Here is a 25,865-nt window from a genome sequence, read left to right as displayed (position 1 = left end):
GGTTCTTCTCATCAGGATGTGCTGACGGCATCAGCGCCACATGCCCAGCTGCTCCTGCATCTCCACCAGCAGCAGGTCCAGGGTCTGGGGGGGCAGGGGCCTCCCGCCGCGACTGGCCGTCAGGCTCACCCGGCTCTGCTCACCCTCACCGGAGACCTCCACCAGCACCCGGTAGCCGGGCCAGCGGGAGAATACCGCCTCGAGGCGGCCCAGCTCGGCGTCGGCGTGGCGCACCACATAGCCGTTGGCCATCAGCACCTGGGCCGACGCCCGCAGCGTCGCCTCCGGGGCATAGGCGAAGTCCAGCTCCCGAGGGGGCTCCTGCACCGCAGGCGCCGCACAGCCGGTCAGCAGCAGAGCCAGCAGCGACATGGCAAGCCAGCGACTCATGGCCGACCTCCGGCCTCGATGGCATCGCGCAGCCGCTGACAGAAGTCGGCGCTGCTGGCGCTGCGCGCCTCGGCGAGCTCGCCGCGCCAGTCGATCACCTGGATATCGCGGCTGATCCGCACCTCGCCGTCACCGGCCAGCAGCGAGACGCGCTCCAGCTGGGTGGCATCCCGGGTCAGGCTGCCCACGCCGCCGAAGCCGATCATCACGCCGCTGCTCACCCCGCCGCGGCCACCGCCGATGCCGATGCCGCCGAACATCCCGCCCCTGTCCCAGCGATCATGGCGGTCGCCGTAGCCCGGCAGGATGCGAGTGCGCTCGGCGCTCACCAGGCCCAGGGCCAGGTCGGTATGGCGGATCAGGAAGCCCTCGGCCTCCAGCGCATCCACGGAGGCACGCAACAGCGCCCTGGGCTCCTGGTCACCGAGCGGCCAGGTGCACGCCGCCGCGGGCCGGGGCTCCGCCACCGGCAGCGTGGAGGGGGTGGTCTGGCAACCGGCCAGCAGCAGCGCTGCGAGGCCGCCGACCAGGGCCTTGCCCCTCACCTTGTTCCATACGGGGGGCCACAGCCTGAGGCGCATGGTCTCTCTCCTGTGGGTGCACTGGCGTGCAGTGTACGCAGACGACCCGCCGCTGGGAACGCCGCTGCTTCAGCTCGTCGCACCTCGGCGCTAAGCTGGGGGCAACCCCCTGCCGCGAGCCTTCCATGAAGATTCTCATCTGCCCGGATAGTTTCAAGGACGCCCTTCCCGCCGCCGCCGCCGCTCGCGCCATCGCCTGCGGCATTCGCCGCCTGGGAGACGGCCTCCAGCTCATCGAGTGCCCTCTGGCCGACGGCGGCGAGGGCAGCCTGGACGCCCTGCTGGCCGCCACCGGCGCCGAACGCCGCAGCATCACCGTACAGGACGCCCTGGGCCGCCCCACTCGCGCCGACTGGGGCTGGCTGCCCAAGCGGCGCATCGCCTTCGTGGAGCTGGCCGAGGCCAGCGGCATCCAGGCCCTGGCCCCGGAGGAGCGCACCGCCCTGCACAGCACGACCCATGGCGTGGGCGAGCTGATCCGCGCGGCGCTGGACGCCGGCGCCGAGCGGCTGCTGCTGACCCTGGGCGGCAGCGCCACCAATGACGGCGGCGCCGGCATGCTGGTGGCCCTGGGCGCCCGGCTGCGTGACGGCGCCGGCCGCGACCTGCCCCCCGGCGGGGCGGCCCTGGTCGAGCTGGCCGAGCTCGACCTCTCGGGGCTGGACCCGCGACTGTCCCATCTTCGGGTGGAAGCCGCCGTGGACGTGGACAACCCGCTGCTGGGAGAGCGCGGCGCCAGCGCGGTGTTCGGCCCCCAGAAGGGCGCCGGTCCCGAGGATGTCCGACGACTGGACGCCGCCCTGGCACGCTACGCCGACGTCAGCGCCGCCGCCCTGGGCCAGGACCATCGCGACCTTCCCGGCGCGGGCGCCGCCGGCGGCATGGGCTTTGCTGCTCGGGCCTTCCTGGGCGCCGAGCTCACTCCCGGCATCGAGCTGATCATGGCTCAGGCGGGCTTCGAGGCGCTGCTGGCCGATGCCGACCTGGTGATCACCGGCGAAGGACAGCTGGACGGCCAGAGCCTGGCCGGCAAGACGCCGATCGGGGTCGCGCGGGCGGCCCGCGCCCAGGGCGTACCCGTGGCGGTGCTGGCCGGCCGCCTGGCGCCGGGCTGGCAGGCGTCCTACGAGGAAGGCATCACCGCCGCCTTCGCCCTGGCCGACGGCCCCATGCCACTGGAGGAGGCGCTGGCGCGCTGCGCCGAGCTGCTCGCCGACAGAGCCGAGAGCACGGTGCGACTCTTCACCGCGGGCAAGCCCTGACCCAGCTCACTTGAAATCCGCCTCGCTCACCTGCATCTCATCAAAATCGGCTATGGTGGTCATGTTCACCAGTGACTCCACCGAAGTATGGGCGCCGGAGTACACTTTTCCCATCGCGATCAAGGAGGTATCCGCATGAGCAACACCAATACCATCGGCCTGCACGAAGGCAGCGCCAGCCAGCTGGCCGAGAAGCTCAACGAGCTGCTGGCCAACTACCAGATCTTCTACATGAACGTGCGCGGCTACCACTGGAACGTGAAGGGCCCGCAGTTCTTCGAGCTGCACGCCAAGTTCGAGGAGCTCTACACCGACCTGCTGACCAAGGTGGACGAGGTGGCCGAGCGCATCCTGACCCTGGGCCATCAGCCGGTGCACGCCTACAGCGACTACGTGACCATGTCACGCATCGCCGAGGAGAAGAATGTCACCGACGGCGAGGCCTGCGTGCGCGGCACCCTGCAGGGTTTCCAGACCCTGATCGAACTGCAGCGCGAGCTGCTCTCGCTGGCCTCCGACGCCGACGACGAGGGCACCGCCGCCCAGGCCGGGGACTATATCCGCGAGCAGGAGAAGACCGTCTGGATGCTCAACGCCTACCTCGGCTGAGCCACTGCAGCAGCCGGCAGTATCCGGCACCGCGTGACACCGCCTTCGGGCGGTGTCGTCGTTCATGCCTCGACGGCGGCCCCTTCAGCGGGCCAGGTCCCCGACCAGGGCCCGCAGCAGGTCCCAGAACTCCGCCACCGAGGCGATCTCAACGCGCTCGTCGGGGGAGTGGGCGCCGCGGATCAGCGGGCCGAAGGAGATCATCTCCAGGTGCGGGTACTTGCCGCCGAGGATGCCGCACTCGAGACCCGCGTGGATCACCTTGACCGCCGGGTCACTGCCCAGCCGCTCGCGGTGCAGGCGACAGAAGCGCCCCAGCAGCTCGCTGTCCGGCTGGGGCGTCCAGCCCGGGTAGGCGTTCTCCACCCGCACCCGGGCGCCGATCAGCTCGAAGAGCGCCTTGAGGCGCTCGGCCAGGTCGGCGGTGGCGCTGTCACGCAGGGAGCGCACCAGGGCACAGAGGTAGAAACGGCCCGCCTCCAGGTTGACCACCCCGAGGTTGTTGGAGGTCTCCACCACCCCAGGGACCTCGCTGCTCATGCGCTCCACCCCGCAGGGCGCGGCGTGCAGCGCCGCCACCAGCAGGTGGCTCGCCTGGGCGGTAAGCGCCTCCTCGGCGGCCTGCCCCGACGGCTCGAGCGCCAGCGTCAGGCCCTCGTCGACCCCGGCCAGCTCGGCGCGCAGCTCCGCCTCCAGGGCCGCCACCCGCGCCAACGCCGCCTCGCGCTGGTCGACGGGCAGGGCCAGCACGGCGAAGGCCTCCCGGGGCAGGGCGTTGCGCAGGGTACCGCCATGATAGTCCACCAGGCGCACCTCGCAGCCCTCCAGGGCGCGCAGCACCCGCACCAGCAGGCGGTTGGCGCTGCCCAGTCCCTTGTGGATATCCATGCCCGAATGACCGCCCTTCAGTCCGGTCAGAGCGAGCCGCATCACGACCTCCTCCTCGGCGACAGGAGCGGTAGGCAGCTGGGCCTCCACCACCACATCGGCCCCGCCGGCGCAGCCGATATAGACCTCGCCGCGGTCCTCGGAGTCCAGGTTGAGCAGCAACTGTCCCGCAAGCCACCCCTCGGCCAGGTTCAGGGCCCCGCCCATGGAGGTCTCCTCCTCCAGGGTGAAGAGCGCCTCCAACGGGCCGTGGGTCAGGGTGTCATCCTCGAGGATGGCCAGCGCCGCGGCCACACCCAGGCCGTTGTCGGCGCCCAGGGTGGTGTCGGTGCCACGCAGCCAGCCGTCGTCGCCGATGCGGGTGCGGATCGGGTCCCGGGTGAAGTCGTGGCTGGAGCCGGCATTGGCCTGGGGTACCATATCCAGGTGGGCCTGGAGGATCACCCCGGGGGCGCCCTCGCACCCCGGCGTGGCCGGCTTGCACAGGCGCAGGTTACCGAAGGCGTCACGGTCGTGGGTGAGCCCCTGTTCGTCGGCCCACTGCTCGAGAATCGCCACCAGCGCCGCCTCGTGCCCGGAGGGGCGCGGCGTGTTGCAAAGGGTGCGGAAGTGACGCCACAGCGGCTGCGGCTCGAGCCGTTCGAGATGTTCGTTCATGAGATGTCTGCTCCACGATAACCGGCCTACCTTACTCAGCCCATGCTGGCAGGGGAAGTGGCCTCAACCAGCGCCGCCACGGCCTGGCGCAGCCGGGCGGTGACCTCCCGGCGCCCGGAGACGCCGAGCCGGGCGGCCAGCCGCTCGGCGCTCGAGCCCTGGAACCCCCAGGCCACCAGCAGGCAGAGCGAGGCATCGCTTGCCGGCACGCCGCGGGCCAGAGCGTGGCGCACCAGCGCCTGCAGTGCCGGACGGGCCAAGGCCGGCTCTCGCTGCGCGAAGGCCACATCCTCGGCGTCGCGGCGGTCATCGGCGCCCGGCGCCGAGCCCGCCCCTTCCGCCAGCAGGGCGGCAGCAACCTCAGGTTCCAGCTCGCACAGCTCGAAGGCCAAGAGCCCCGGCAGGGCTCGCTGGAAGCGCGCGGCGAGCCCTGCCACCAGCGCCTCGCCCTGCTCGGTCAGCGGGCGCGCCACCATCACCGCATGCTCTCCGGTGGCGGTCTCCCGGGTCAGCCCCAGGCGCAGGGTGACAAATCCCAGGGAGCGCCAGAAGGCAAGCAGCCCGGGTTCGGCGCCGAAGCTCGAGCCCAGCAGGTCGATGCCCTCCCGGCCAGACCGCTCCGCCTCCGCCTCGATCAGCCGCCAGCCAAGCCCGGCGCGTCGTTGGGGCTCCGCCACGGCGATACGCACCACGCGACGCAGCCTGGCCGTCAGCGCCTCCCGGCTGCCGGCGTGGGCGGCCAACGACTGGGCCATCAGGTGCCCGCGGGGGCGGCGCTCGCCGCGGGCCACCCGTTCGGCCAGCTCGGCATCGAAGCCCCCCTCGTCGCCGGTGAGTACCACACCCAGCGGGGAGCGATCGGCCATCAGCGCCCCGATGCCGGCGCCGGGGCCATCCAGCAGGCGGCGCAGGTCCGAAGGCGTGGTGCGGTAGTGGGCCTGCACCAGCAGGCCGAAGAGCGAGCGCAGCAGGGGTTCATCTTCCGCCAGCTCGGCGGGCGTCACCCGTTGCCAGACCGCCTCAGCCTCCGGCGGCGGCGCCAACGGCTCGGCGTCCAGCAGCAGCAGCCGGTTGATCAGCCTCTCCAGGGGATCATCCGCCGCCCAGCGGATCGGTTCGCCCAGGTGCACGCCCTGCCAGCCGGGCGCCTCCCGCGTAAGCCGCGGTAGAAAGCGCACCGCGAAGCCGCGCCCGGAGCCCTCATAGCCGTGCAGCGTGGTGGCGAAGGCGATGCGCGGGAAGGCGCCCAGCCACTCGCCGAGCAGAGCGGCGGGGATCGCCGCCGCCTCGTCCACCAGCAGCCGGGCGCCGGCACCGCCGACCTCGCCCAGGCGAGCCTGGCGGGTGAGCTCATCAGGCGCCACGAAGCGCACCCGCCGCTCTGCCAGGCAGAACTGGGTGCCCTGGCGCTGCCCTTCGGGGCAGAGCGCCGCCAGGCGCTCGAACAGGCTCTCCACCGCCGAGGGGCGCGGGGCGGTGACCAGCACCTCGCGCTCGCCGGCGGCCAGCAGGCGGGCACAGGCAATGCCCAGGGCCGCGCTCTTGCCGCGACCGCGGTCGGCGGTAATAACCAACGGGCGCCGCCGACGCTGCCCCACCAGCCGCGCCACCGCCTCGGCCTGATCGGCGGTCAGGCAGTCGGGATCCCCAGCGGGGGCCAGCACCGCCGGGGCCGCCTCGCACAGGGGCGGCAGGAGAGGTGCCTCCCCCGCCCGCCAGCGGATCACCTCGGCAGCATCGCCCAGCAGACGCGCCAGGCGCGCCAGGTAGCGGGCGCTGAGCCGCTCCGGCAGAAACGGGTGCTCGGCCAGGCGGGCGTAGTCGGCATCGGGGCGCGCGCCCCAGTCCGGCGGGGTCATCAGCACCAGCAGCCCGCCGGCGCGCAGGGTGCCTGCCAGGGCACCGAAGGCGTCGGGGTCGAAGCCGGCACCCTCGGACACCGCATCCACCACCAGCAGGTCCTGCTCGCCGCCCAGGCGAGTGCGAGCCCTGCCCGGTGCCAGGCGCTCCCCGTCGGCCAGCCCCGGCGGCGCTTCGGGGGCCACCCAGAGCGGAGCTCGCCAGACCCCGGCCTGCCACAGCGCCAGGGCCGCGGCGCGGCAGGCCGGGGCCTCGCCGGTCAGCCATATCAGGCCGCGCCAGCGCTGACGCGCCAGCGCGCCGGCCCGATCAACGAGCGCTGCTACCCGCTCCCTCAGGAGAGGCTCACCCTCAGCGGCTTTCCCCATGCATTCCTCCCGACAGCATCTACGACCATGGTCGCAATGCTCGCCTCATTCAACGCTGCCGGCCTCATCTCCGGCACCCCAGCAAGCTCTTAACACACTGATAAAAAATGATAATCAGCACTCCCCGAGGCATCGCCCCCACCGTATTGGCACCCCAGGAGGCGTCTCCAGCAGGCTATCGATTATGACAGTGGCAGCGTGCTAGCTTGGCTAGGCTGCCACGCCTGCCCGACCGGTCAACTGCCGGACGCAGGCGCCGCCGCCCCACCAAGGTGACACAACAGGGGGTGGCCCGGCACCCGCAACGTCTTCTCGACCAACACCAATAGCCCGCACAGGGAGCACCACATGAAGAAGATGACCCAGTTCGCCCTCACCGGCCTGGCCGCCGGCGTGGCCCTGGCCGCCCTCTCCACTACCGCCCAGGCCCAGGAACGCTGGACCATGACCACCACCTGGCCGGACAGCCTGGACCTGATCCAGATCGACCGCCACTGGGCCGACATGGTCAACAAGCTGGCCGGTGACGAGCTGACGATCGAATTCCGCGCCGGCGGCACCCTGATGCCCGGCACCGAGGTGTTCGACGCCACCGAGACCGGCAGCATCGAGGCCGCGGGCGACTGGCCCGGCTACTGGGCGGGCCGCAACCCGGCCTTCTCGCCGCTGGCGACCACCACCATGCTCTTCAACGGCGTGGACTACCTGAACTGGATCCAGCAGTGGGGCGGCTGGGACCTCTACCAGGAGATCTACGGCCAGTACAACATGGTCTACCTGCCCTACGGCATCACCAACAACGAATCCGGCTTCATGGGCCGCACCCCCATCGAGAGCCTGGCCGACCTGGACGGCAAGCGTCTGCGCCTCTCCGGCCGTGACCAGGGTCGCGTGCTCGAGCAGCTCGGCGGCTCCCAGGTCAACCTGGCCGGCGGCGAGATCTACCAGGCGGTGGAGCGCGGCGTGGTCGACGCCGCCGAGTTCTCTACCCCGGGCGTGGACTACAATGCCGGCTTCGCCGAAGTGGTCGAGCACTGGTCGGTGCCCGGCTGGCACCAGTCCGCCAGCGTCTTCGGGGTAATGATCAACAAGGACGCCTGGGACGCCCTCTCCGAGGAGACCCAGGAGAAGCTGAAGATCGCCGCCGACGCCACCATGGCCTGGTCGCTGGCCTGGTCCGAGCGCGGCTCCACCGAGGGCACCGAGAACTTCATCGAGGCGGGCGTGCAGATCCATCCGCTCTCCGAGGAGGAGCTCGAGCGCATCCAGGGGATCACCAACGAAGTGATCCTGCGCGGCGCCTGCGAGCACCCGGATCACGCCAAGGTCTACCACTCCATGATCAGCTATCTGGAGCACTACGCGACCTGGCGTGATATCTCCGCGCCGTTCAACATGAGCCGCGTCATGGACGACCTGCCGTCCCTGGAAGAGATCGAAGCCTGCCTGTAAGGCCCCTGCCGCCGCCCCGGCCCCGCCCGGGGCGGCCTGCGTTCCGACGCCGGAGACTGTTCCCATGAATGCGATTGCCAAGGCGATCGATACGCTCAACGAGGTGTTCGGGCGGATCATCGCGCCGCTGATCGCCGTCATCACCCTGGTGGTGCTCTACGATATCGCCCTGCGTTTCTTTACCGGGCGGCCCAGCGACTGGGCCTTCGACATCACCAAGATGCTGTTCGGCGCCCACTTCATGCTGCTGGCCGCCTACGGCCTGCGCCATCACGCCCACGTCGAGGTCGACGTGCTCAAGCGCCTGCTCTCGCGCAAGAAGCAGGCCGTCGTCGAGATCCTCGGCTACCTGATCTTCTTCGTGCCCTTCATCTACATGCTGCTGACGCTCGGCTGGAGCTTCTTCATGCGCTCCTACAGCCGCGGCGAGACCACCTACGGGGTGGTGTCGATTCCGGTCTACCCGATCAAGGGCGTCATCGTGGTGGCGGCCTTCCTGATCTGCCTGCAGGCCATTGCCATCGTCATCCGTGCCATCCAGCAGCTGCGGGAGGAGAGCGCATGAACCTGAGTCCCGAACTGCTCACCCTGGTGATGTTCGGCGGGCTGCTGATCGGCCTGTTCATGGGCCACCCGCTGGCCTTCGTGCTGGGCGGCGTCGCCGTCATCGGCGCCTACCTGGGCCCCGGCGAGCGCGTGCTCGGCACCATCATCAACAACATCTATGGCAACGCCATGGACAACTATGTCCTGGTGGCCATTCCCCTCTTCGTGCTGATGGCGCGCTTCCTCAACGACTCCGGGGTCACCGAGAAGATGTTCGCGGTGATGCGCCTGCTGCTGGCCAACCTGCGCGGCGGCCTGGCGCTCACCGTGGTCATCGTCTCGGTGCTGCTGGCCGCCACCACCGGCATCGTCGGCGCCTCCATCGCGGTGATGGGCATGATCGCGCTGGTCCCGATGCTCAAACACGGCTACAACAAGGAGCTCAGCACCGGGGTGATCATGGCCAGCGGCTGCCTGGGCATCCTGATTCCGCCGAGCATCATGCTGATCCTGATGGCCAGCTACTCGCCGGTCTCGGTGGGCGCGCTGTTCGCCGGCGCCCTGGTGCCGGGGGTGATGCTGGGCACCATGTACGCCCTCTATGTGCTGACGATCTGCTTTATCAAGCCGAGCTACGGCCCGCCGGTGCCCGCCGAGGAGCGTGCCGAGACCTCGACCGGGCAGCTGCTGGTCATGCTGGCCAAGTACGTGCTGCCCCCCATGGCGCTGATCCTCGGCGTGCTGGGCTCGCTGTTCACCGGTATCGCCACCGCCACCGAGGCCTCGGCCATCGGCGTCGGTATCGCCTTCCTGCTGTTCCTGATCTTCGGCGACCGCAAGCTCACGACCTGCTTTCGCACCCTGATCGAGGCGGGCAAGACCACCACCATGGTGATGCTGGTGCTGGTGGGGGCCACCGCCTTCACCGGGGTCTTCTCCCGGGGCGGCGGCATGACGGTGATCAACGACCTGGTCATGGCGATGCCCGGCGGCACCGTGGGGGCGCTGATCTTCATGCTGTTCCTGGTGTTCCTGCTGGGCATGTTCCTGGACTGGACCGGCATCGTGCTGCTGAGCTTCCCGATCATGCTGCCGATCGTCGCCGACATGGGCGTCGACGTGCTGTGGTTCGTGGTGATGGTGGCGGTGGTGCTGCAGACCTCCTTCCTGACGCCGCCGTTCGGCTATGCGCTCTTCTACATGAAGGGGGTCTCGCCCAAGGGGGTGGAGATCGTCGATCTCTACAAGGCGGTGCTGCCCTTCGTGGCGCTGATCGTGCTCGCCTGCCTGCTGATGGCCTTCTTCCCGGTGCTGGTCACCGGCCTGCCGTCGGCGCTGCTCGGCTACTGAGGCCGCTCACTGCCGTCGATAAGGGCGCCCGCCGTGCCATGCACGGCGGGCGCCCTTTGTTGCAGGGAACGAGTCGGCAGCAAGAAGTGTTGACGCATGTCATGAAAACCCTTTTGCGTATCATTATCATTTGCAGCAGACAAGAATTTTGCTATCGTGCCGATAGACCAAGACTGGCAGTGGAACCTTAACCGCCGCAGAGCGGATCCAAAATCGCCAACGACAGGATCATCCAGACATGCAGAAGTCTCTGTTCGCCTCCGCCGCCGTTGCCGCCACCCTGCTGGCCGCGCCCCTGGCATCCGCCGCCGACCTGACCCTCTACTCCGGCCGCGGCGAGTCCATGGTCGAACCGATCATCTCCCAGTTCGAGAAGAACACCGGCATCAGCGTCGCCGTGCGCTACGGCGACACCGCCCAGCTGGCGGTGCTGCTGCAGGAGGAGGGCAGCCGCTCTCCCGCCGACCTCTACTGGGGCCAGGACGCCGGCGCCATGGGGGCCCTGAGCAAGGCCGGCCTGCTGGCCGCGCTGCCCGAGGACATCTACGAAGGCCTGCCCGGCATCTATACCAGCGAAACCGGCAACTGGGTCGCCGCCAGCGGCCGCGCCCGGGTAGTCGCCTACTCCCCGGAGCGGACCAGCGAGGATGAGCTGCCCGAGAGCGTCTTCGACCTCACCGACGAGCGCTTTGAGGGCCGCGTGGGCTGGGCGCCCACCAACGGCTCCTTCCAGTCCTTTATCACCGCCATGCGCGTGGAGCACGGTGACGAGCGCACCCTCGAATGGCTCGAGGGCATGAAGGACAACGGCGCCGTGACCTTCCGCAACAACACCACCCAGGTCCAGGGCATCGCCGACGGTGAAGTGGACTTCGCCCTGGTCAACAGCTACTACCTGCCCCGCTTCCTGGGCTCCGACGCCGAGTTCCCGGTGGAACAGGCCTTCTTCGCCGACGGCGACATCGGCAACCTGGTGAACGTGGCCGGCATCGCGGTGCTGGAGAGCAGCAGCAACCAGGAGGCCGCCGTGGAGTTCGTGCGCTTCCTGCTCTCCCCCGCCGCCCAGCAGTACTTCACCGGCAACGTCTATGAGTACCCGGTCACCCGCGACGTGATTCAGAACCCGGTGCTCGAGGACTTCGACCGCCTGCTGGAGGTCTCCCCGCAGATCGACCTGGACGACCTCGAGGACCTCGAGGGCACCCTCAACCTGCTGCGCGAGGCCGGCCTGCTGTAAGCCCTGCCGCGACCTGCCGCCCATGGGCGGCAGGTCCTGACTGACGAGACATCATGAACCAGACGCACCCGACCACTTCGCCGCGCCGCGCACCGGGCTTTCCCCGGCTGCTGCCGCGCGGCGTTCCGCTGCATATCCTGCTGCCCTCGCTGATCGCGGCAGGGGCCATGCTGGTGCCTCTGGTCTATCTGGGACTGCGGGCCTTCGAGGCCGACAGCGCCACCCTGGTCGACCTGGTGTTCCGCCCCCGCAACCTGCAGCTGCTGATCAACACCCTGGCCCTGGCCGCCGGGGTGGTGGCGCTGACCACCCTGATGGCCTTTCCGCTGGCCTGGCTGGTCACCCGCACCGATATCCGCTTCAAGAGGACCCTGACCGTGCTGGGGGTGATGCCTCTGGCGGTGCCCGGCTATGTGATGGCCTATGCGCTGATCGGGCTGGGCGGCAACTACGGAGTGCTGGCCCAGCTGACCGGCTTCCAGCTGCCACGCCTCCAGGGCTACTGGGGCGCCACCCTGGCCCTGGCCCTCTATACCTTCCCCTACCTGTTTCTGAACCTGCGCGCTGCCCTGGGCGGCCTGGACGGCAACCTCGAGGAGAGCGCGCGGAGCCTGGGCTACTCCCGCGGCGAGATCTTCCGCCGGGTGACCCTGCCCCACCTGATGCCGGCGCTGATGGCCGGCTGGCTGGTGATCACCCTCTACGTGCTGGGCGACTTCGGCGCCGTGGCGCTGATGCGCTACGAGGCCTTCAGCTACGCCATCTACACCCAGTACTCCGGCGCCTTCGACCGCGTCTACGCCGCCTGGCTGGCGCTGATGCTGCTGGCGCTGGCCACCTGCTTCGTGATGCTCGACAGCCTGGTGGTGAAGCGCAAGCTGGCGCGCATCGGCACCGGCGTGGCCCGCCCGCTGACGCCCCAGCCGCTCGGCCGGGCACGCTTCCTGGCCTGGCCCTACCTGGTGGCGCTGTTTACCGCCTCCATCGGCCTGCCGGTGATGATCCTGGCCTACTGGCTGCTGCTGGCACCGCCTGACCTCAGCTTCTTCGCCAGGGTGCCCGGCACCCTGCTGCGCTCCGCCGGCGCGGCCCTGCCGGCGGCCCTGCTGGCCGCGGCCTTTGCCCTGCCCATCGCCTTCCTGACGGTGCGCTACCGTTCACCCTTTGCCACCCTGGTGGAGCGCTCCGCCTATATCGGCTATGCGATTCCGCCGCTGGCCCTGGCGCTGGCCATGGTGTTCTTCTCCCTGCGTACCGCGCCCTTCCTCTACCAGACCCTGGCGATGCTGATCATCGCCTGGGCCATGGCCTCCCTGGCGCTGGCGCTGGGCCCGATCCGCAGCGCCCTTCTGCAGACCCGGCCGAGCATGGAGGAGGCCGCCCACTCCCTGGGCCACGGCCCCATCAGCACCTTCACCCACGTGATCTTCCCGCGCCTGCGCCGCGGCATCCTGGCCGGCGTGGTGCTGGTCTTCGTGCTGTGCATGAAGGAGCTGCCGATCACCTTCCTGCTGGCCCCCACCGGCTACACGACCCTGGCCGTGACCGTCTTCACTCGCACCTCGGAAGGCATGCTGGCCGAAGCGGCTCCCTTTGCCGCCGCCATCGTGGTGTTCTCCAGCCTGTCCGTGGGCCTCTTGCTCACCAAGGAGGGCAAATGATGTCCAACCTCAACCTCAAGGCCGCCCCCCAGGGCGTGCCGACCCGGCTGCCGGAACCCCTGCTCTCGGTGGGCGGGCTGCACAAGCGCTATCGCCACCAGGATCCGCTGGCGGTGGAGGACGTGAGCTTCTCCCTGGACAACGGCGAGATCCTCGCCCTGCTCGGGCCCAGCGGCTGCGGCAAGACCACTACCCTGCGCATGATCGCCGGCTTCGAGCGCCCCGATGCGGGCGAGATCATGCTGCGCGGCCAGGACGTGACCCGCCTGCCGCCCCAGCAGCGCCGCATCGGCATCGTCTTCCAGGACTACGCCCTCTTCCCGCACATGAGTCTGGGCGAGAACGTCGCCTTCGCCATGCGCCATGTGCCCAAGGCCAAGCGCGCGGCCCGCGCCCGGGAGTGGCTCGACCTGGTGGGCCTGGCGGACCTTGCCGCCCGCATGCCCGATCAGCTCTCCGGCGGCCAGCAGCAGCGCGTGGCCCTGGCCCGCACGCTCGCCGCCGAACCCGAGCTGGTGCTGCTCGACGAGCCCTTCTCCAACCTGGACGCCGCCCTGCGCGAGTCGACCCGCAAGGAGGTGCGCCGCCTCTTCAAGGCCGCCGGCACCTCGGTGATCCTGGTCACCCATGACCAGGCAGAGGCGCTCTCCTTCGCCGACAAGGTGGGGGTGATGCACTATGGCCAGCTGATCCAGGTGGACCGCCCCGAGCGTATCTATCAGGCACCGGCCACCTCCTTCGTGGCGGAGTTCCTGGGCCACACCAACCTGCTGGAGGGCGAGGCCGACGGCGAGATCGCCCGCACCGCCCTCGGCCCGGTGGCCATCGACAGCCACCGCCGCGGCCCGGTACGCCTCTCGCTGCGCCCGGAATACCTCTCCCTCTCCTCGGCCCCCGAGGGCCAGGGCGCCACCATCGTGGAGCGCGAGTTCCGCGGCCACGACTGCTTCTACCTGCTGGAGCAGCACGGCCAGCAGTTCTGCGCCATCACCCCCAGCCACAGCCTGTGGAAGGTGGGCGAGCAGGTCAGCCTGGAGCCCCAGCGCACCGCCACGGTGCTCAGGGACTAGCCAGCGGCACCTACCGCGCAAACAGGAACGCCACCGCAGCTGCGGTGGCGTTCCTGTTTCGGCTTTCAGCCAGTAGACAGGACGGTGGCGTTCTTACTATGGATTCCACTCAGTAGATAGGAAAAGGAGAGATTTGTGTTATGAGGGAGAGTCAGTGGGCCTCGTCCCAGTTCGCCCCACTCTCCGCCTCGACGATCAGCGGCACGCTGAGCTCGGCGGCGCCCTGCATGCGCTCCTTCACCTGCTCGATGAAGGCCTCCACCTGGGCTTCCGCCACCTCGAAGACCAGTTCGTCGTGGACCTGCATCACCATCCAGGCGTCCATCTCGCCGGCCTGCAGCCAGGCGTCGACGTCGATCATGGCCCGCTTGATGATGTCCGCCGCGGTGCCCTGCATGGGGGCGTTGATCGCCGTGCGCTCGGCTCCCTGGCGGCGGGCGCGGTTCTGGGAGTGGATCTCCGGCAGGTAGAGACGCCGTCCGAACACCGTCTCGACGAAGCCATCCTCGGCGGCCTGGGCGCGGATGCGCTCCATGTAGCGGGCCACCCCGGGGTAGCGGTCGAAGTAGCGCTCGATCCAGGTCTGGGCCTGGTTGCGCTCGATATGCAGCTGGCGGCCCAGGCCCCAGGCGCTCATGCCGTAGATCAGCCCGAAGTTGATCGCCTTGGCGCTGCGCCGCTGGTCAGGGGACACCTTCTCCAGGGGCACGCCGAACACCTCCGCCGCGGTAGCGGCGTGGATGTCCTGTCTCTCGGCGAAGGCGTCGAGCAGCCCCCTGTCCTCGGAGAGGTGCGCCATGATGCGCAGCTCGATCTGGGAGTAGTCGGCGGCGACGATGCGGTAGCCCGGCCGGGCAATAAAGGCCTGGCGGATCTTGCGCCCCTCCTCGGTGCGGATCGGGATGTTCTGCAGGTTGGGATCGGAGGAGGAGAGGCGTCCTGTGGCGGTGACCGCCTGGTGGTAGCTGGTGTGCAGCCTGCCGGTGGCCTTGTTGACCAGCCGCGGCAGCTTGTCGGTGTAGGTGGACTTGAGCTTGGCGAGCCCCCGGTGCTCCATGATCACCTTGGGCAGGGGGTAGTCCAGCGCCAGCTCCTCGAGCACGGCCTCCGCGGTGGAGGGGGCCCCCTTGGGGGTCTTCTTGAGCACCGGAATGCCCTGCTCCTCGAAGAGGATCTGGCCGAGCTGCTTGGGGGAGCCCAGGTTGAACTCGCGCCCGGCAAGCTCATGGGCGCGGGCCTCCAGCTCGCCGATCCTTACCTCCAGCTCCCGGCTCTGGTCGTGGAGGCGAGCCGGGTCCAGGGCCACGCCGGTGCGCTCCATGCGCGACAGCACCGGCACCAGGGGCAGCTCGATCTCTTCCAGCACCTCGACCAGGCGCCCCTCCTTGGCCAACCGCGGGCGCAGCTCGCCGTGCAGGCGCAGGGTGATGTCGACGTCCTCACAGGCGTAGGGGGCCGCCTGCTCGAGTGCGATCTGGTTGAAGGTGAGCCGCTTGGCCCCCTTGCCGGCGATCTCCTCGAAGGAGACGGTCTTCTCGCCCAGGTACTTGAGCGCCAGGGAGTCCATGTCGTGGCGGGTGGCGGTGGAGTCCAGCACATAGGACTCCAGCATGGTGTCCTCCAGGGGGCCGGCCACCGCGATGCCGTGGCTCGCCAGCACCGAGATGTCGTACTTGAGGTTCTGGCCGATCTTGGTCTTGTCGGCATCCTCCAGCAGCGGCTTGAGGGCAGCCAGCACGGTGTCGCGGTCGAGCTGATCGGGAGCGTCCAGGTAGTCGTGGGCGAGCGGGATATAGGCCGCCTCCCCCGGCTCGAGGGAAAGCCCCACGCCGACGATCCGGGCCTCCATGTAGTCGAGGCTGGTGGTCTCCAGATCGAAGCAGAAGGCCTCGGCCGCCTGAAGGCGTTCGAGCCAGGCATCCAGCGCCTCCTGGTCGAGGATCACCTGGTCCTCGCGGGGAGGGCTGCCGGCGCCTGGTGCCTCCTCGACGGCCTCCGTGGCCGCACTGCCCCCGGCCACGTCATCCACCCCTTCGTCCCTGCCCTCCAGGAGTTCGGCAAGCCAGGCCTTGAACTCGAACTCGCGGTAGAGCTCGAGGAGCGCCTCGCGATCCGGGTGAGCGATATCGAGGTCGTCGAGGCCCACCGGCAGCTCGCAGTCGGTCTTGATGGTGGCCAGCCGATACGAGAGAAACGCCTGGTCGCGATGCGCCTCGAGCTTCTTCGGCAGCGTCTTGGCACCGCGGAACTCCAGCGTCTTGACCCGCTCCAGATCGGCGTAGATCGCCTCGAGGCCGCCCCCCATGCCCTGCAGCAGGCCAAGCGCCGTCTTCTCCCCGACGCCGGGCACACCGGGAATGTTATCCACCTTGTCGCCCATCAGCGCCAGGAAGTCGATGATCAGCTCGGGCGGCAGCCCGAACTTCCCCTTCACGCCCTCGACGTCCAGGGTCTCGTCCTTCATGGTGTTGACTAGGGTGATGTGCTCGTTGACCAGCTGGGCCATGTCCTTGTCGCCGGTGGAGATCACGGCGTCACGCCCCGCCTCGGTGGCCTGGCGGGCCAGGGTGCCGATGACGTCGTCGGCCTCCACCCCCTCGATGCAGAGCAGCGGCAGGCCCAGCGCCTTCACGCAGGCGTGCAGCGGCGCCACCTGGGAGCGCAGGTCGTCGGGCATGGGGGGCCGGTGGGACTTGTACTCCTCGAAAAGCTCGTCGCGGAAGGTCTTGCCCGGCGCGTCGAAGACCACCGCCATGGGGCTGTCCGGATAGTCCTTGATCAGCCGCTTGAGCATGTTGAGCACACCCTTGATGGCCCCGGTAGGCTGGCCCTTGGAGGTGGTCAGCGGCGGGAGGGCATGGAAGGCGCGGTAGAGATAGGAGGAACCGTCGACGAGTACGATGGGAGTATCGGCCATGGGGGCATCCATTGGGTCTGGGCACCCGGAAGGTGCGGGGAAGCGTGATTCTGGTCATCCATGATACGCATTGCCGACGGGTTTTGCCGCGGCAGTGGGCAAGGAGCGGCCCGCCGCCTTACACTGCGGATATCCCCATCGACCCTGCCATAGGCAGCCTGGAGGCCATCATGCCACGCCGCACCCTGACCGCCCTGCTGCTGGGGCTTGCCCTGGTCGCCACTGGCCCCGCCCTGGCCCAGTCCTCCGCCGACCTGGAACCGGATATCACCATCCGCCAGGAGGAGGATCGCACCATCCGCGAGTACCGCATCAACGGCGAGCTCTATGCCATCGAGATCCGCCCCTCCCGTGGCCCCGCCTACTACCTGGTCGACCACGACGGCGACGGCAACTTCGAGCGCCAGGAAGGCGACCGTATCGCCGTGCCCCAGTGGATCCTGCGGACCTTCTGAGCCAGCACCCCGGGCCCTCGATCCTCATCAATCGCCCTGCCCCGAATCCGGACGCGTGCATCGCACTGTCAAGTCGCTACAATAGGCGGCTTGGCATTCCCGGGTGAGAGACACATGGCCGTATTCACACCGCTTACCGAGACCCAGGTCGCGGACTTTCTGGCACGCTTCGACGCTGGCTCGCTGGTCTCCCTGGAAGGGGTGCCCGCCGGCACCGAGAACAGCACCTTCTTCGTCACCACCGACCAGCGCGCCCTGGTGCTGACGCTGTTCGAGCAGGGCGAGTTCGGCGAGCTGCCCTTCTTCGTCGACCTGCTCGACTACCTCGAGGAGCACCGCCTGCCGGTGCCCGGGCCGCTGCACGACCGTGAAGGCGTGGCGCTGCACCGCCTGGCGGGCAAGCCGGCGCTGCTCTTCCCGCGCCTGCCGGGCCGGCACCCCAGGGATCCCAACCTGGCCCAGTGTCGCGCCCTGGGCGACGCCCTGGGCCATATGCACAAGGTCTCGAAGCACTTCCCCGGACACCGCCCCAACCCCCGGGATATCAACTGGCTGCTGCCGATGCACCACAAGGTGCTGGTCTACCTCTCACCGCAGGACCAGACCCTGATGAAGGACGAGGTGGAGATCTACCAGGAGGTCTTCGGCGGCAGCCTCGAGCTGCCCCAGGGCACCCTGCACGGCGACCTCTTCCGCGACAACACCCTCTACGAGGGTGACCGGCTCGGCGGTATCATCGACTTCTACAACGGCTGCACCGGTGATCTGCTGTTCGACCTGGCCATCGTCATCAACGACTGGGCCACCGAACCCGACGGCCGCCTGAACGCCGAGCGCCACGACGCCATCCTCACCGCCTACCAGGCGCGCCGCCCCCTGACCGACGCCGAGCGCCAGGTATGGCCGATGATGCTGCGCATGACCGCCCTGCGCTACTGGCTCTCGCGGCTTCTGGTGGTCTACGTGGACCCGCCGGCCCACGACCTCACGCCCCATGATCCCGAGCAGTTCCGCACCATTCTCAGGGCACGCCTCGAACACGGCGCCCTACCCCTTCCGGAGGTGAATGCATGAGTCTCTCCATGGCCAGTGCCGGCAGTCCCGCCAAGCGCGCGCGGCGCATCTGGAACATCGACCAGTGGGGCAGCGGCTACTACGACGTGGACGACTCCGGGCACGCCCTGGTGCGCCCCCTGGGCAGCGAGATCGAGGGCCCCGCCCTGCCGCTGGACGACCTGGTGGCCGACCTCAAGCGTGCCGGCCTGCGCCTGCCGGTGCTGGTGCGCTTCATCGACATTCTCCACGACCGGGTCGAGCAGCTCTGCGCCGCCTTCGACACCGCCATGGCGGAAGAGGAGTTCGGCGGCGGCTATACGGCGGTCTACCCCATCAAGGTCAACCAGCAGCGCCGCGTGGTGGAGGAGATCCTGGCCACCCCCGAGCGCGGCCGCGACCGGGTGGGCCTGGAGGCCGGCAGCAAGCCGGAGCTGCTCGCCGTGCTGGCGCTCTCCGGCGACGGCCCCTCGCTGATCGTCTGCAACGGCTACAAGGACCGCGAGTACGTGCGCCTGGCGCTGATGGGCGAGAAGCTCGGCCACCGGGTCTACCTGGTGGTGGAGAAGCTCTCGGAGCTGCCGCTGATCCTCGAGGAGGCCGCCGAGCTCGGCGTCAAGCCGCGCATCGGCCTGCGCGCCCGCCTGGCCAGCGTGGGCCGCGGGCGCTGGCAGAACACCGGCGGCGAGAAGTCCAAGTTCGGCCTCACCGCCAGCCAGATCCTGGCCGTGGTGGAGCAGCTGCGCGAGGCCGACGCCCTGGGCAGCCTGCAGCTGGTGCACTTTCACCTGGGCTCCCAGATCGCCAATATTCGCGATATCCAGCGCGGCCTGCGCGAGTGCGCCCGCTTCTACCAGAGCCTGGTGGAGCTGGGGGCGCCGGTGGATACCGTGGACGTGGGCGGCGGCCTGGGGGTCGACTACGAGGGCACCCGTTCGCGCAGCTTCTGTTCGGCCAACTACTCCATGCTCGAGTATGCCCGCAACGTGGTCTACGCCTTCCGCCTGGCCTGTCGGGAGCAGGACCTGCCGGAGCCCCACCTGATCAGCGAGTCCGGCCGGGCCCTGACCGCCCACCATGCGGTGTTGATCACCAACGTGATCGGCGAGGAGCGAGTCAGCGACGCCGCCCCTGAGCGGCGGGTCGAGGGCGACCCCCAGGTGGACGAGCTGTGGCGTGTCCACGAGCTGCTGGGCAACTCCCCCGACCAGCGCGGCCTGGTGGAGGCGTGGCACGACCTGGTGCAGGCCATGGGCGACCTCCATGAGCGCTTCGTGATGGGACTCACCAACATCACCGCCCGAGCCGAGGGCGAGGCGGTCTACTTCGCCGCCTGCGCTCGGCTGCGCGCGCGCCTGGACACCCGCAACCGGGTCCATCGGGAGATCGATGACGAGCTGGCCGAGAAGCTCGCCGACAAGCTGTTCGTCAACTTCTCGCTGTTCCAGTCGGTACCCGACGTCTGGGGCATCCAGCAGATCTTCCCGGTGCTGCCCCTGACCGGCCTCGACCAGGAGCCGGTACGCCGCGGGGTGATCCAGGACATCACCTGCGACAGCGACGGGCGCATCGACGGCTACGTGGACGGCCAGGGGGTGGAGACCACCCTCCCGCTGCCGGAGTGGCAGGAGGGCGACGAGCAGCTGCTGGGCTTTTTCCTGGTGGGCGCCTACCAGGAGATCCTCGGCGACCTGCACAACCTCTTCGGTGACACCGACTCGGTGGATGCAATGCTCGACGAGCAGGGCAACTGGACCTTCAGCCATATCCAGCAGGGCGACCGGGTGGCCGACGTGCTCAGCTACGTCAACTTCGACGCCGAGGTGCTGCGCAACAACCTGGCCGAGCAGCTGGCCGCCAGCGGCCTGGAGGAGGCCGAACAGCAGCGCTTCCTCGACGACCTTTCGGAGGGGCTCTCCGGCTACACCTACCTGGAGTAGCCTGCCCGGCATCCTGAACGCAAGACGCCCCGCATCGAGCGGGGCGTCTAGCATTCGGAGCCTGCGCGCTACTCCACCACGCGGGTGGTGACCTCGAGTCCGCCGGTCAGGGTGAAGTGCAGCTGGGCACCGCGGGGCAACGGCCCCACGCCCGCCGGCGTGCCGGTCAGCACCACGTCGCCCGGCTGCAGGGTGAAGTGGCGGCTCATCTCCGCCACCAGGGTCGGCACGGAGAAGAGCATGTCGGCGCCCTCGCCGCGCTGATGCGGCTCACCGTCGATCTCCAGGGTGAAGGCCAGCGCGCTCCAGTTGGGCACCTGGGAGAGCGCCAGGAAGACCGACAGCGGACAGGCACCGTCGAAGGCCTTGGAGGTCTCCCAGGGGTGCCCCTTCTCCTTGAGGCGGGTCTGCAGGTCGCGCAGGGTCAGGTCCAGCCCCAGGCCGATGCCGACGATGGCGCGCTCGGCCTCGTCCGCGGTGGCATGGGAGAGCTCCTCGCCGATCAGCAGCGCCAGCTCGGTCTCGTAGTGCACCTCGCCCCGGGTGAAGGGGGCGTCGATGGGCTCCTCCAGCGGGACGGCGCAGGTGGCCGGCTTGATGAACAGCAGCGGCTCGCTGGGCACCGGATTGTCGAGCTCCCTGGCATGATCGGCATAGTTGCGGCCGACGCAGACGATCTTGCCGAGCGCGTGGGGAAACTCCTGGCCATCGGTAAAACGTGGAACAAAGCGCATGGCGGGTCTTCTCCTTCTCGTTTTGCGTGCCGCATCTCGGCGACAAGCCACACAGTCTACCGCACCATGCGCCCCGTACCACCTCCGGCGGCCGGGCAGATTGCCTCAGCCCGCCGGCGCCCAGGCCTCGTCAGGCTCATGGGCCAGGAACTCCGGGCGGCGCCGACGCGCCGCGAAGGGCGCCACGCAGCGGTTGTCACGCCGGTTGTAGACGAAGAAGACGTTGCTGCGCGGGTCCGGGGACATATTGGCATTGGAGCCGTGCAGCACGTTGCAGTCGAACAGCAGCAGGCCGCCGGCGGCCCCGGTGGGCGCCTCGATACCGTGGCGCTCCACCAGGGCAGTGAGCGCCTCTCGGCTCGGCACGCCGAGCTCCTGCTGCTTCAGCGACTGGCGATGGTTGCCATCCGGTGTCTCGCCCAGGCAGGGCACGAAGACCCGGTGGGAACCGGGAATCAGCATCAGGGGGCCGTTGAAGTGGTGGTTGTCGGTGAGCACGATGGAGGCGCTCACCGCATGCATGGCGGGCATGCCGTCCTCGGCGTGCCAGGTCTCGAAGTCGGAGTGCCAGTTGAAGCCCTTGCCCTCGAAGCCGGGCTTGTAGTTGATGCGCGACTGGTGCACATAGGGCTCGCCGCCGAGGATCTGACGGGCACGCCCCACCAGGCGCGCGTCCCGAGCCAGCCGGCCGAGCCGCTCGGAGAGGAAGTGCACCGCGAAGAGCGAGCGGATCTCGTTGCCGGAAGGCTCGGTGATGGCGAAGTCGCGCCCCCGGAAGTCATCGCGCTCCAGCAGCGCGGCAAGCTCCCGGCGCAGCTCGTCGAGCTCCTCGCCGCTGATAAAGTTCGGCTCGAAGAGAAAGCCCTTACGATCGAACTCGTCGAGCTGCGCCTGGCTCAGGGGGCCCTCCTCGGCGCGCCCCTTCACCACCTCTTCGCGGCGGTTGAGCCAGGGCATGTCGAGAGGTTCGGCAAGGCGCGTGGGGTAAGGGTCCTGGCCGGGGCGCGGGGCGCTCCTGACCCGACTCTGCGGGTCGGGCGAGTCGACAACGGCCTGATGGGAAACGGTTTCATGCAGCATACGGTCAGACGTCTTGACTGACATCCAATCACCTCCTGTGTGTCCGTGATCAGTTTCAGCAAGCATTCCGACGGCGAGACAGCCGCGGGCGACCCCTGGCAAGGAGCCGCGAAAGTCATATCGGGATGGGCCTGGCACTTTTCAAGGCTCGCCGACTGCCGTCCGGCAAGCACAAAAAACCGCCTCGAGGGCGGCTGAAATATCGCTGTATCATACTGTTTGCAATGGTGCCGGCACCAGGAGTCGAACCCGGGACCTACTGATTACAAGTCACACCACCAAAAATAGTAGAAAAATCAGTGCATTACGCCTAGCACAAGGCCTCGTGAAATGCGTATAGGGACAGCCTGAGGGATCAGGAGTTACCACCAGCATCACACGGCATCATCGAGTAGCTATTGAAGAGGACGAGGCCCCAGCTGTCAACCTGCATCAGGGCGGACTAATTCAGACGATCGTCTAAGGCAGGTGGGCGCGGAGCGGCTCTCGAGGGAAGCAAAAAGCGGTGCCGGGCTGATGAGTCAGCCCGGCACCGCCTGCGTCGTGACTGGAATTGCCAGAGGGCGCCCGAGTTTAGAGGCGCCCCTCGATGGCGCTGCGCAGGCTGCCGATATCGACCTCGACATACTCGAGCGTCGTGCTGATGTTGCTATGGCCAAGCAGCGCCTTGACGATGTGCAGGTTGCGGTCTGGCTCCTTCATCAACTCAGTGCCCAGGGTATGACGGAATCGGTGCGGGCTCATCTGGTAGCCACAGATCTTGGACAGCTTCTGGTAGAAGCCCTCTACCTGCCAGGAGTCCATCGTCTCCATTCGGTGGCGAACGCTGAATCGGTTCACGTTGAAAAGCTGCTCGCCCCGTTGGATACCCACCGCTCTGGCAGAATTCAGCAGGTTTTCCAAATGCGGATAGAGGGCATTGGAGATGGGAACAAAGTGCTCCCGGTTATTCTTTGCGCCCTGCCAGGCGGCGGTGAGAACGCGGCTCTTTAGGTTGACATCTTCGGGCTTCATCAGCAGCAGTTGAGTCAGTCGAATACCGGTATGGTAGAACGTTTCGAACACGGCTTCCCAGAACCAGACGGGATGCAGCATGGAGGGCTTTCCTTGGTGAACCTCTATCCTTTTATACAGGCTGATGGCCTCGCGTGCCATCTCGACCTGCCGCTTGCTCAGCGTCTTTTTGCGTTTTTTGGGAGAGCTAACCTCCATCTTGGCGAAGGGGTTGAAGGAGATATCGATCAGCGCATGGTCAATCGCATGCTTGAAGAGGATCCGGTTATGCCTGCAGTAGTTGTTCCAGCTTGAATGTGCCAGGTTTCGCCCCTCCTCGGAGAAGCAGAACTCTCTCCACTCTCTGACATCGTCACGAGTCACTTCTTCAGGCAGTTTATCCTGCCCCGCGAATCGCCGAAACAGCTTCACCGGCACGCTGTAGGAAATACGGCTCCTTTCAGTCAGCCACCGCTCAGAAAAATAGGATTGAAGCAAGTCGTCAAAGGTAAATGTTTTCATTCTTCTTCCTTCCCATCAATCAGTTCAATGAAGGGGTTATCCAACACCTCCCCTCCCCGCTGTATCAGGTCATCCTTACCCACAAGATACCCAGAAAGCGTGCTCGACTTCTTGTTTGGACCGACCACCTTTACCTTGTGAAAACTTCCACCATCCTTGTTTTTCTTGTTCAGCTTCAGCTTCTGGAATGAATCCTGAACCTGTTTCCAGCTTCTCTCTTCTCCTTTCACCTCCTGACAATAGCGCTTGAATACCTTGGGACTGACCACCAGCAGCATGCCATCCACGGCATGCACCAGGGCCTTGGAGTCGTTCATCAATATCTTGTGGGTCTTCAGCCCGTCTCGCAGCCAGGCTAAAAACGCTCCACCGGGCTCATGCTGCTTGTCCGACACATGATCCGGCAGGCTATCTGGACTCTCTTCAGTCCGATTATCCTGCTGGACGGCCTGACTTTCCGATGCCTTTTCAGCACCACCCATAGCGATGTTGATGATGGAAGCCTCCAGGTCCTCTTGGGATTTTTTGTCACTAATTGAATCCTTCACCTCACCGGCGGCTTCCACAGTCGAATGCCTCACCTCAGGAGCCGACCTGGCAACCTCTTTACTATCTTGCTCACCTCTATCGCCACCTTGGTCAGCGCCCAAGACCTCCACGCTTCCCGAAAAAACCTCTGGCGCTTCTTCGCCGCTCCACACGAGGGACTTGTGAACCTTGAGCATGAAGAGTTCGGTCCGCCACTCTCCCACCTCGACGCTGCACTTCCAGACCGATCGACCCTCCGAGTTCTCCATGATCAGGCCATGGGACTGCATTTCGTCATAGAGGCGAGACTCATTGGATGGCACGCCCTCGATACCATGGGAAAGCAGGTAGCTCTTGATCTCTCGGGGTACCAGCGGCGTCACCAGCCACAGCGCCTCGGAGGTGACAAACCCCTGAGCCCCTTTTTCATTCAGGCGGATCTTTTCTGTGACGATGTGGCGAATAGCACCTTTGAGCTTGCTCTGTAGAGATTCCCTGGGCGCCTTGTCGATATTCGAGACCTTGCCACCCAGCGACTTGGCGACGCTGGCCCTGTCGGCCTGGCTGACGATTTCCCCTATCACCCCGGAGCGCTCCGCGTGCCCACTGATGGCGTACATCACCAGTCCAAACAGCTCCGGCTGGCTTTTCAGCCACTCGAGGCCGGCATTGCCCATCACCTCCTTGCACAAGAGGGGGTTGGCCGCAGCGTGAAGGAAGTAGTCTCGCCCCTTGATATAGCGAACGCGATACTGGTCGGGAATGATGCCCTCCCACAGGCACCACCTTCGGCCGGATTTCAGGTGTATATCGACGTCGACGATGACCTTGGCGATATCGTGCAGCAAGCAGGCATAGATGACCGCCACGCTCCACAGCTCCCCGGTAGAGGACTGCCGTTCCGGGGACTCTTTCGGCGGGAGCAGGTGCTGTCGTCGGAGCCGGAGACCGAACACGCAGGTCTCGAGGCCGTGATCCAGCATCCCGCCCGGATAGCTGTGATGGTGGGATTCCGAAGCCGGCAGCAGTTGGACACGCTCAGCGTATCGTTGCAGCGGCTCCTTGACGTAGGCCTCGAACACCGGCGCTGTCAGCGAGGTGCTTTCCTGGATCGCCCTGAGCAGCTGCTGTCGATAGGGCGTAGCTAGAAGCTCCGCGCCGGTACGCGGGCTTTCCCAGCCGGCGTCATCCTGGACGTTGTCGCTGTCGGTCGCGCTGCGGCGGCCACGTAGAATGTTGAGAATCCGCAATGTTCGCTCCTCTGGATGCAGTCCGTGCATCACAACGGTGGACCCTGACGGGCACCAGCAGAAACGTTAAATGCGATGTGAGAGGTTTACCCTTGAGCGCTCCTTGCCCTAGTGCAATAGCTATGGAATGCAACCCAAGCGCGAACAAATTTACTTAACATGCAAAATATTACACTGAGAACATTCTCATATTTTTCTAAGAAAACTCTTATTTTCAAAGAAGACATGACTTACGACCAAAGTCGCAATTGCAAGATAAAATCTTGCCAGACTGAAAAGAATGCCCCCTCCGAGAGGGGGCGTACGCTGGGTAACGGTCAGCTAACCAGCTGCCTTGCCAGAGCCATCTCCACGGAGTCTCCGTCCGTATTGAGGGCATCCTGTCCAGACTCTGAGATATCTCGCGACGTGTTCTGAATCACAGCGATCTTCAGGGGCCTTGAGTATTCAATTTGAGCACCA

The 25,865-nt window shown here is 67.3% G+C and carries 20 protein-coding genes; 11 read left to right on the top strand and 9 right to left on the bottom strand.

Annotated elements, in window-relative coordinates:
- Positions 1–30: 30 nt before the first annotated feature.
- Positions 31–390: a hypothetical protein gene (locus NHL60_RS01775; protein ID WP_253448173.1), complete on the bottom strand. Its 360-nt coding sequence runs from the start codon at positions 388–390 to the stop codon at positions 31–33.
- Entirely contained in the window at positions 387–971 is a 585-nt protein-coding gene (locus NHL60_RS01770) for a hypothetical protein (RefSeq protein WP_253448171.1), read from the bottom strand. Before NHL60_RS01770 ends, NHL60_RS01775 begins: the two co-directional genes overlap by 4 nt.
- Before the next feature lie 125 nt (positions 972–1,096).
- Between NHL60_RS01770 and NHL60_RS01765 the strand changes: the two genes are divergently transcribed.
- A complete protein-coding gene (locus NHL60_RS01765) occupies positions 1,097–2,233 on the top strand; it encodes a glycerate kinase (RefSeq protein WP_253448168.1) in 1,137 nt (378 codons plus the stop codon).
- A 135-nt stretch (positions 2,234–2,368) separates the two neighbouring features.
- On the top strand, positions 2,369–2,842 hold the full coding sequence (locus tag NHL60_RS01760) for a Dps family protein (protein WP_253448165.1): 474 nt from the start codon (positions 2,369–2,371) through the stop codon (positions 2,840–2,842).
- Positions 2,843–2,926: 84 nt separating this feature from the next.
- Here NHL60_RS01760 and NHL60_RS01755 read toward each other — a convergent pair whose 3' ends face one another.
- The gene (locus NHL60_RS01755; protein WP_253448162.1) at positions 2,927–4,387 is read right to left on the bottom strand and encodes an aminoacyl-histidine dipeptidase; all 1,461 of its coding nucleotides are present in this window, start codon (positions 4,385–4,387) and stop codon (positions 2,927–2,929) included.
- Positions 4,388–4,422: 35 nt separating this feature from the next.
- On the bottom strand, positions 4,423–6,615 hold the full coding sequence (locus tag NHL60_RS01750; protein ID WP_253448158.1) for a tRNA(Met) cytidine acetyltransferase TmcA: 2,193 nt from the start codon (positions 6,613–6,615) through the stop codon (positions 4,423–4,425).
- A 348-nt stretch (positions 6,616–6,963) separates the two neighbouring features.
- On the opposite strand from NHL60_RS01750, the gene dctP reads away from it, so the two are divergent.
- From dctP to NHL60_RS01720, 6 genes are all read left to right on the top strand, one after another.
- A complete protein-coding gene (dctP, locus tag NHL60_RS01745) occupies positions 6,964–8,067 on the top strand; it encodes a TRAP transporter substrate-binding protein DctP (protein WP_253448155.1) in 1,104 nt (367 codons plus the stop codon).
- A gap of 64 nt (positions 8,068–8,131) precedes the next feature.
- Entirely contained in the window at positions 8,132–8,632 is a 501-nt protein-coding gene (locus NHL60_RS01740; protein ID WP_253448152.1) for a TRAP transporter small permease subunit, read from the top strand.
- Positions 8,629–9,963, top strand: a complete 1,335-nt coding sequence (locus tag NHL60_RS01735) for a TRAP transporter large permease subunit (RefSeq protein WP_253448149.1) — start codon at positions 8,629–8,631, stop codon at positions 9,961–9,963. The genes NHL60_RS01740 and NHL60_RS01735 overlap by 4 nt, the downstream gene beginning before the upstream one ends.
- A 238-nt stretch (positions 9,964–10,201) precedes the next feature.
- On the top strand, positions 10,202–11,200 hold the full coding sequence (locus NHL60_RS01730; protein WP_253448146.1) for an iron ABC transporter substrate-binding protein: 999 nt from the start codon (positions 10,202–10,204) through the stop codon (positions 11,198–11,200).
- 53 nt (positions 11,201–11,253) lie between these two features.
- Positions 11,254–12,861 (top strand): iron ABC transporter permease, encoded by a 1,608-nt coding sequence (locus tag NHL60_RS01725; protein WP_253448143.1) that lies wholly within the window; start codon positions 11,254–11,256, stop codon positions 12,859–12,861.
- Positions 12,861–13,931, top strand: coding sequence for an ABC transporter ATP-binding protein (locus NHL60_RS01720; protein ID WP_253448140.1), 1,071 nt, complete (start codon positions 12,861–12,863; stop codon positions 13,929–13,931). Before NHL60_RS01725 ends, NHL60_RS01720 begins: the two co-directional genes overlap by 1 nt.
- Positions 13,932–14,082: 151 nt before the next feature.
- Here NHL60_RS01720 and polA read toward each other — a convergent pair whose 3' ends face one another.
- Positions 14,083–16,848: a DNA polymerase I gene (gene polA, locus NHL60_RS01715; RefSeq protein ID WP_253448137.1), complete on the bottom strand. Its 2,766-nt coding sequence runs from the start codon at positions 16,846–16,848 to the stop codon at positions 14,083–14,085.
- Between the two features lie 170 nt (positions 16,849–17,018).
- Here polA and NHL60_RS01710 point away from each other — a divergent pair, with 170 nt between their 5' ends.
- The 3 genes from NHL60_RS01710 (at position 17,019) to speA (ending at position 20,296) form a co-directional block, all read left to right on the top strand.
- Positions 17,019–17,303: a DUF2782 domain-containing protein gene (locus NHL60_RS01710; RefSeq protein ID WP_253448134.1), complete on the top strand. Its 285-nt coding sequence runs from the start codon at positions 17,019–17,021 to the stop codon at positions 17,301–17,303.
- A 114-nt stretch (positions 17,304–17,417) separates the two neighbouring features.
- Complete coding sequence (locus tag NHL60_RS01705) at positions 17,418–18,377, top strand: homoserine kinase (protein ID WP_253448131.1); 960 nt, start codon at positions 17,418–17,420, stop codon at positions 18,375–18,377.
- A complete protein-coding gene (gene speA / locus NHL60_RS01700; RefSeq protein ID WP_253448128.1) occupies positions 18,374–20,296 on the top strand; it encodes a biosynthetic arginine decarboxylase in 1,923 nt (640 codons plus the stop codon). Before NHL60_RS01705 ends, speA begins: the two co-directional genes overlap by 4 nt.
- A 68-nt stretch (positions 20,297–20,364) precedes the next feature.
- On the opposite strand, the gene NHL60_RS01695 is transcribed toward speA, so the two are convergent.
- From NHL60_RS01695 to mobH, 4 genes are all read right to left on the bottom strand, one after another.
- Positions 20,365–21,030, bottom strand: coding sequence for a fumarylacetoacetate hydrolase family protein (locus NHL60_RS01695; RefSeq protein ID WP_253448126.1), 666 nt, complete (start codon positions 21,028–21,030; stop codon positions 20,365–20,367).
- 105 nt (positions 21,031–21,135) lie between these two features.
- Complete coding sequence (thpD, locus tag NHL60_RS01690) at positions 21,136–22,134, bottom strand: ectoine hydroxylase (protein WP_253448124.1); 999 nt, start codon at positions 22,132–22,134, stop codon at positions 21,136–21,138.
- Positions 22,135–22,683: 549 nt separating this feature from the next.
- Complete coding sequence (locus tag NHL60_RS01685; protein ID WP_253448120.1) at positions 22,684–23,625, bottom strand: site-specific integrase; 942 nt, start codon at positions 23,623–23,625, stop codon at positions 22,684–22,686.
- Positions 23,622–25,403, bottom strand: coding sequence for a MobH family relaxase (gene mobH, locus NHL60_RS01680; RefSeq protein WP_253448117.1), 1,782 nt, complete (start codon positions 25,401–25,403; stop codon positions 23,622–23,624). The genes NHL60_RS01685 and mobH overlap by 4 nt, the downstream gene beginning before the upstream one ends.
- Positions 25,404–25,865: the final 462 nt, after the last annotated feature.

It is taken from the genome of Halomonas sp. Y3 (assembly GCF_024137965.1).
Taxonomy (GTDB): domain Bacteria; phylum Pseudomonadota; class Gammaproteobacteria; order Pseudomonadales; family Halomonadaceae; genus Halomonas; species Halomonas mongoliensis.
The sequence above is the reverse complement of the archived record's forward strand: the minus strand, read 5'-3'. Positions and strand labels throughout refer to the sequence as shown.

Bases quoted from the DNA above. Each gene is read 5' to 3' on its own strand.
- NHL60_RS01720 (WP_253448140.1), top strand. From the start codon at position 12,861: ATGTCCAACCTCAACCTCAAGGCCGCCCCCCAGGGCGTGCCGACCCGG.
- NHL60_RS01710 (WP_253448134.1), top strand. From the start codon at position 17,019: ATGCCACGCCGCACCCTGACCGCCCTGCTGCTGGGGCTTGCCCTGGTC.
- speA (WP_253448128.1), top strand. From the start codon at position 18,374: ATGAGTCTCTCCATGGCCAGTGCCGGCAGTCCCGCCAAGCGCGCGCGG.
- NHL60_RS01775 (WP_253448173.1), bottom strand. From the start codon at position 390: ATGAGTCGCTGGCTTGCCATGTCGCTGCTGGCTCTGCTGCTGACCGGC.
- NHL60_RS01765 (WP_253448168.1), top strand. From the start codon at position 1,097: ATGAAGATTCTCATCTGCCCGGATAGTTTCAAGGACGCCCTTCCCGCC.
- NHL60_RS01725 (WP_253448143.1), top strand. From the start codon at position 11,254: ATGAACCAGACGCACCCGACCACTTCGCCGCGCCGCGCACCGGGCTTT.
- NHL60_RS01760 (WP_253448165.1), top strand. From the start codon at position 2,369: ATGAGCAACACCAATACCATCGGCCTGCACGAAGGCAGCGCCAGCCAG.
- NHL60_RS01695 (WP_253448126.1), bottom strand. From the start codon at position 21,030: ATGCGCTTTGTTCCACGTTTTACCGATGGCCAGGAGTTTCCCCACGCG.
- NHL60_RS01740 (WP_253448152.1), top strand. From the start codon at position 8,132: ATGAATGCGATTGCCAAGGCGATCGATACGCTCAACGAGGTGTTCGGG.
- NHL60_RS01735 (WP_253448149.1), top strand. From the start codon at position 8,629: ATGAACCTGAGTCCCGAACTGCTCACCCTGGTGATGTTCGGCGGGCTG.
- dctP (WP_253448155.1), top strand. From the start codon at position 6,964: ATGAAGAAGATGACCCAGTTCGCCCTCACCGGCCTGGCCGCCGGCGTG.
- NHL60_RS01770 (WP_253448171.1), bottom strand. From the start codon at position 971: ATGCGCCTCAGGCTGTGGCCCCCCGTATGGAACAAGGTGAGGGGCAAG.
- polA (WP_253448137.1), bottom strand. From the start codon at position 16,848: ATGGCCGATACTCCCATCGTACTCGTCGACGGTTCCTCCTATCTCTAC.
- NHL60_RS01685 (WP_253448120.1), bottom strand. From the start codon at position 23,625: ATGAAAACATTTACCTTTGACGACTTGCTTCAATCCTATTTTTCTGAG.
- thpD (WP_253448124.1), bottom strand. From the start codon at position 22,134: ATGTCAGTCAAGACGTCTGACCGTATGCTGCATGAAACCGTTTCCCAT.
- NHL60_RS01730 (WP_253448146.1), top strand. From the start codon at position 10,202: ATGCAGAAGTCTCTGTTCGCCTCCGCCGCCGTTGCCGCCACCCTGCTG.
- NHL60_RS01750 (WP_253448158.1), bottom strand. From the start codon at position 6,615: ATGGGGAAAGCCGCTGAGGGTGAGCCTCTCCTGAGGGAGCGGGTAGCA.
- NHL60_RS01705 (WP_253448131.1), top strand. From the start codon at position 17,418: ATGGCCGTATTCACACCGCTTACCGAGACCCAGGTCGCGGACTTTCTG.
- NHL60_RS01755 (WP_253448162.1), bottom strand. From the start codon at position 4,387: ATGAACGAACATCTCGAACGGCTCGAGCCGCAGCCGCTGTGGCGTCAC.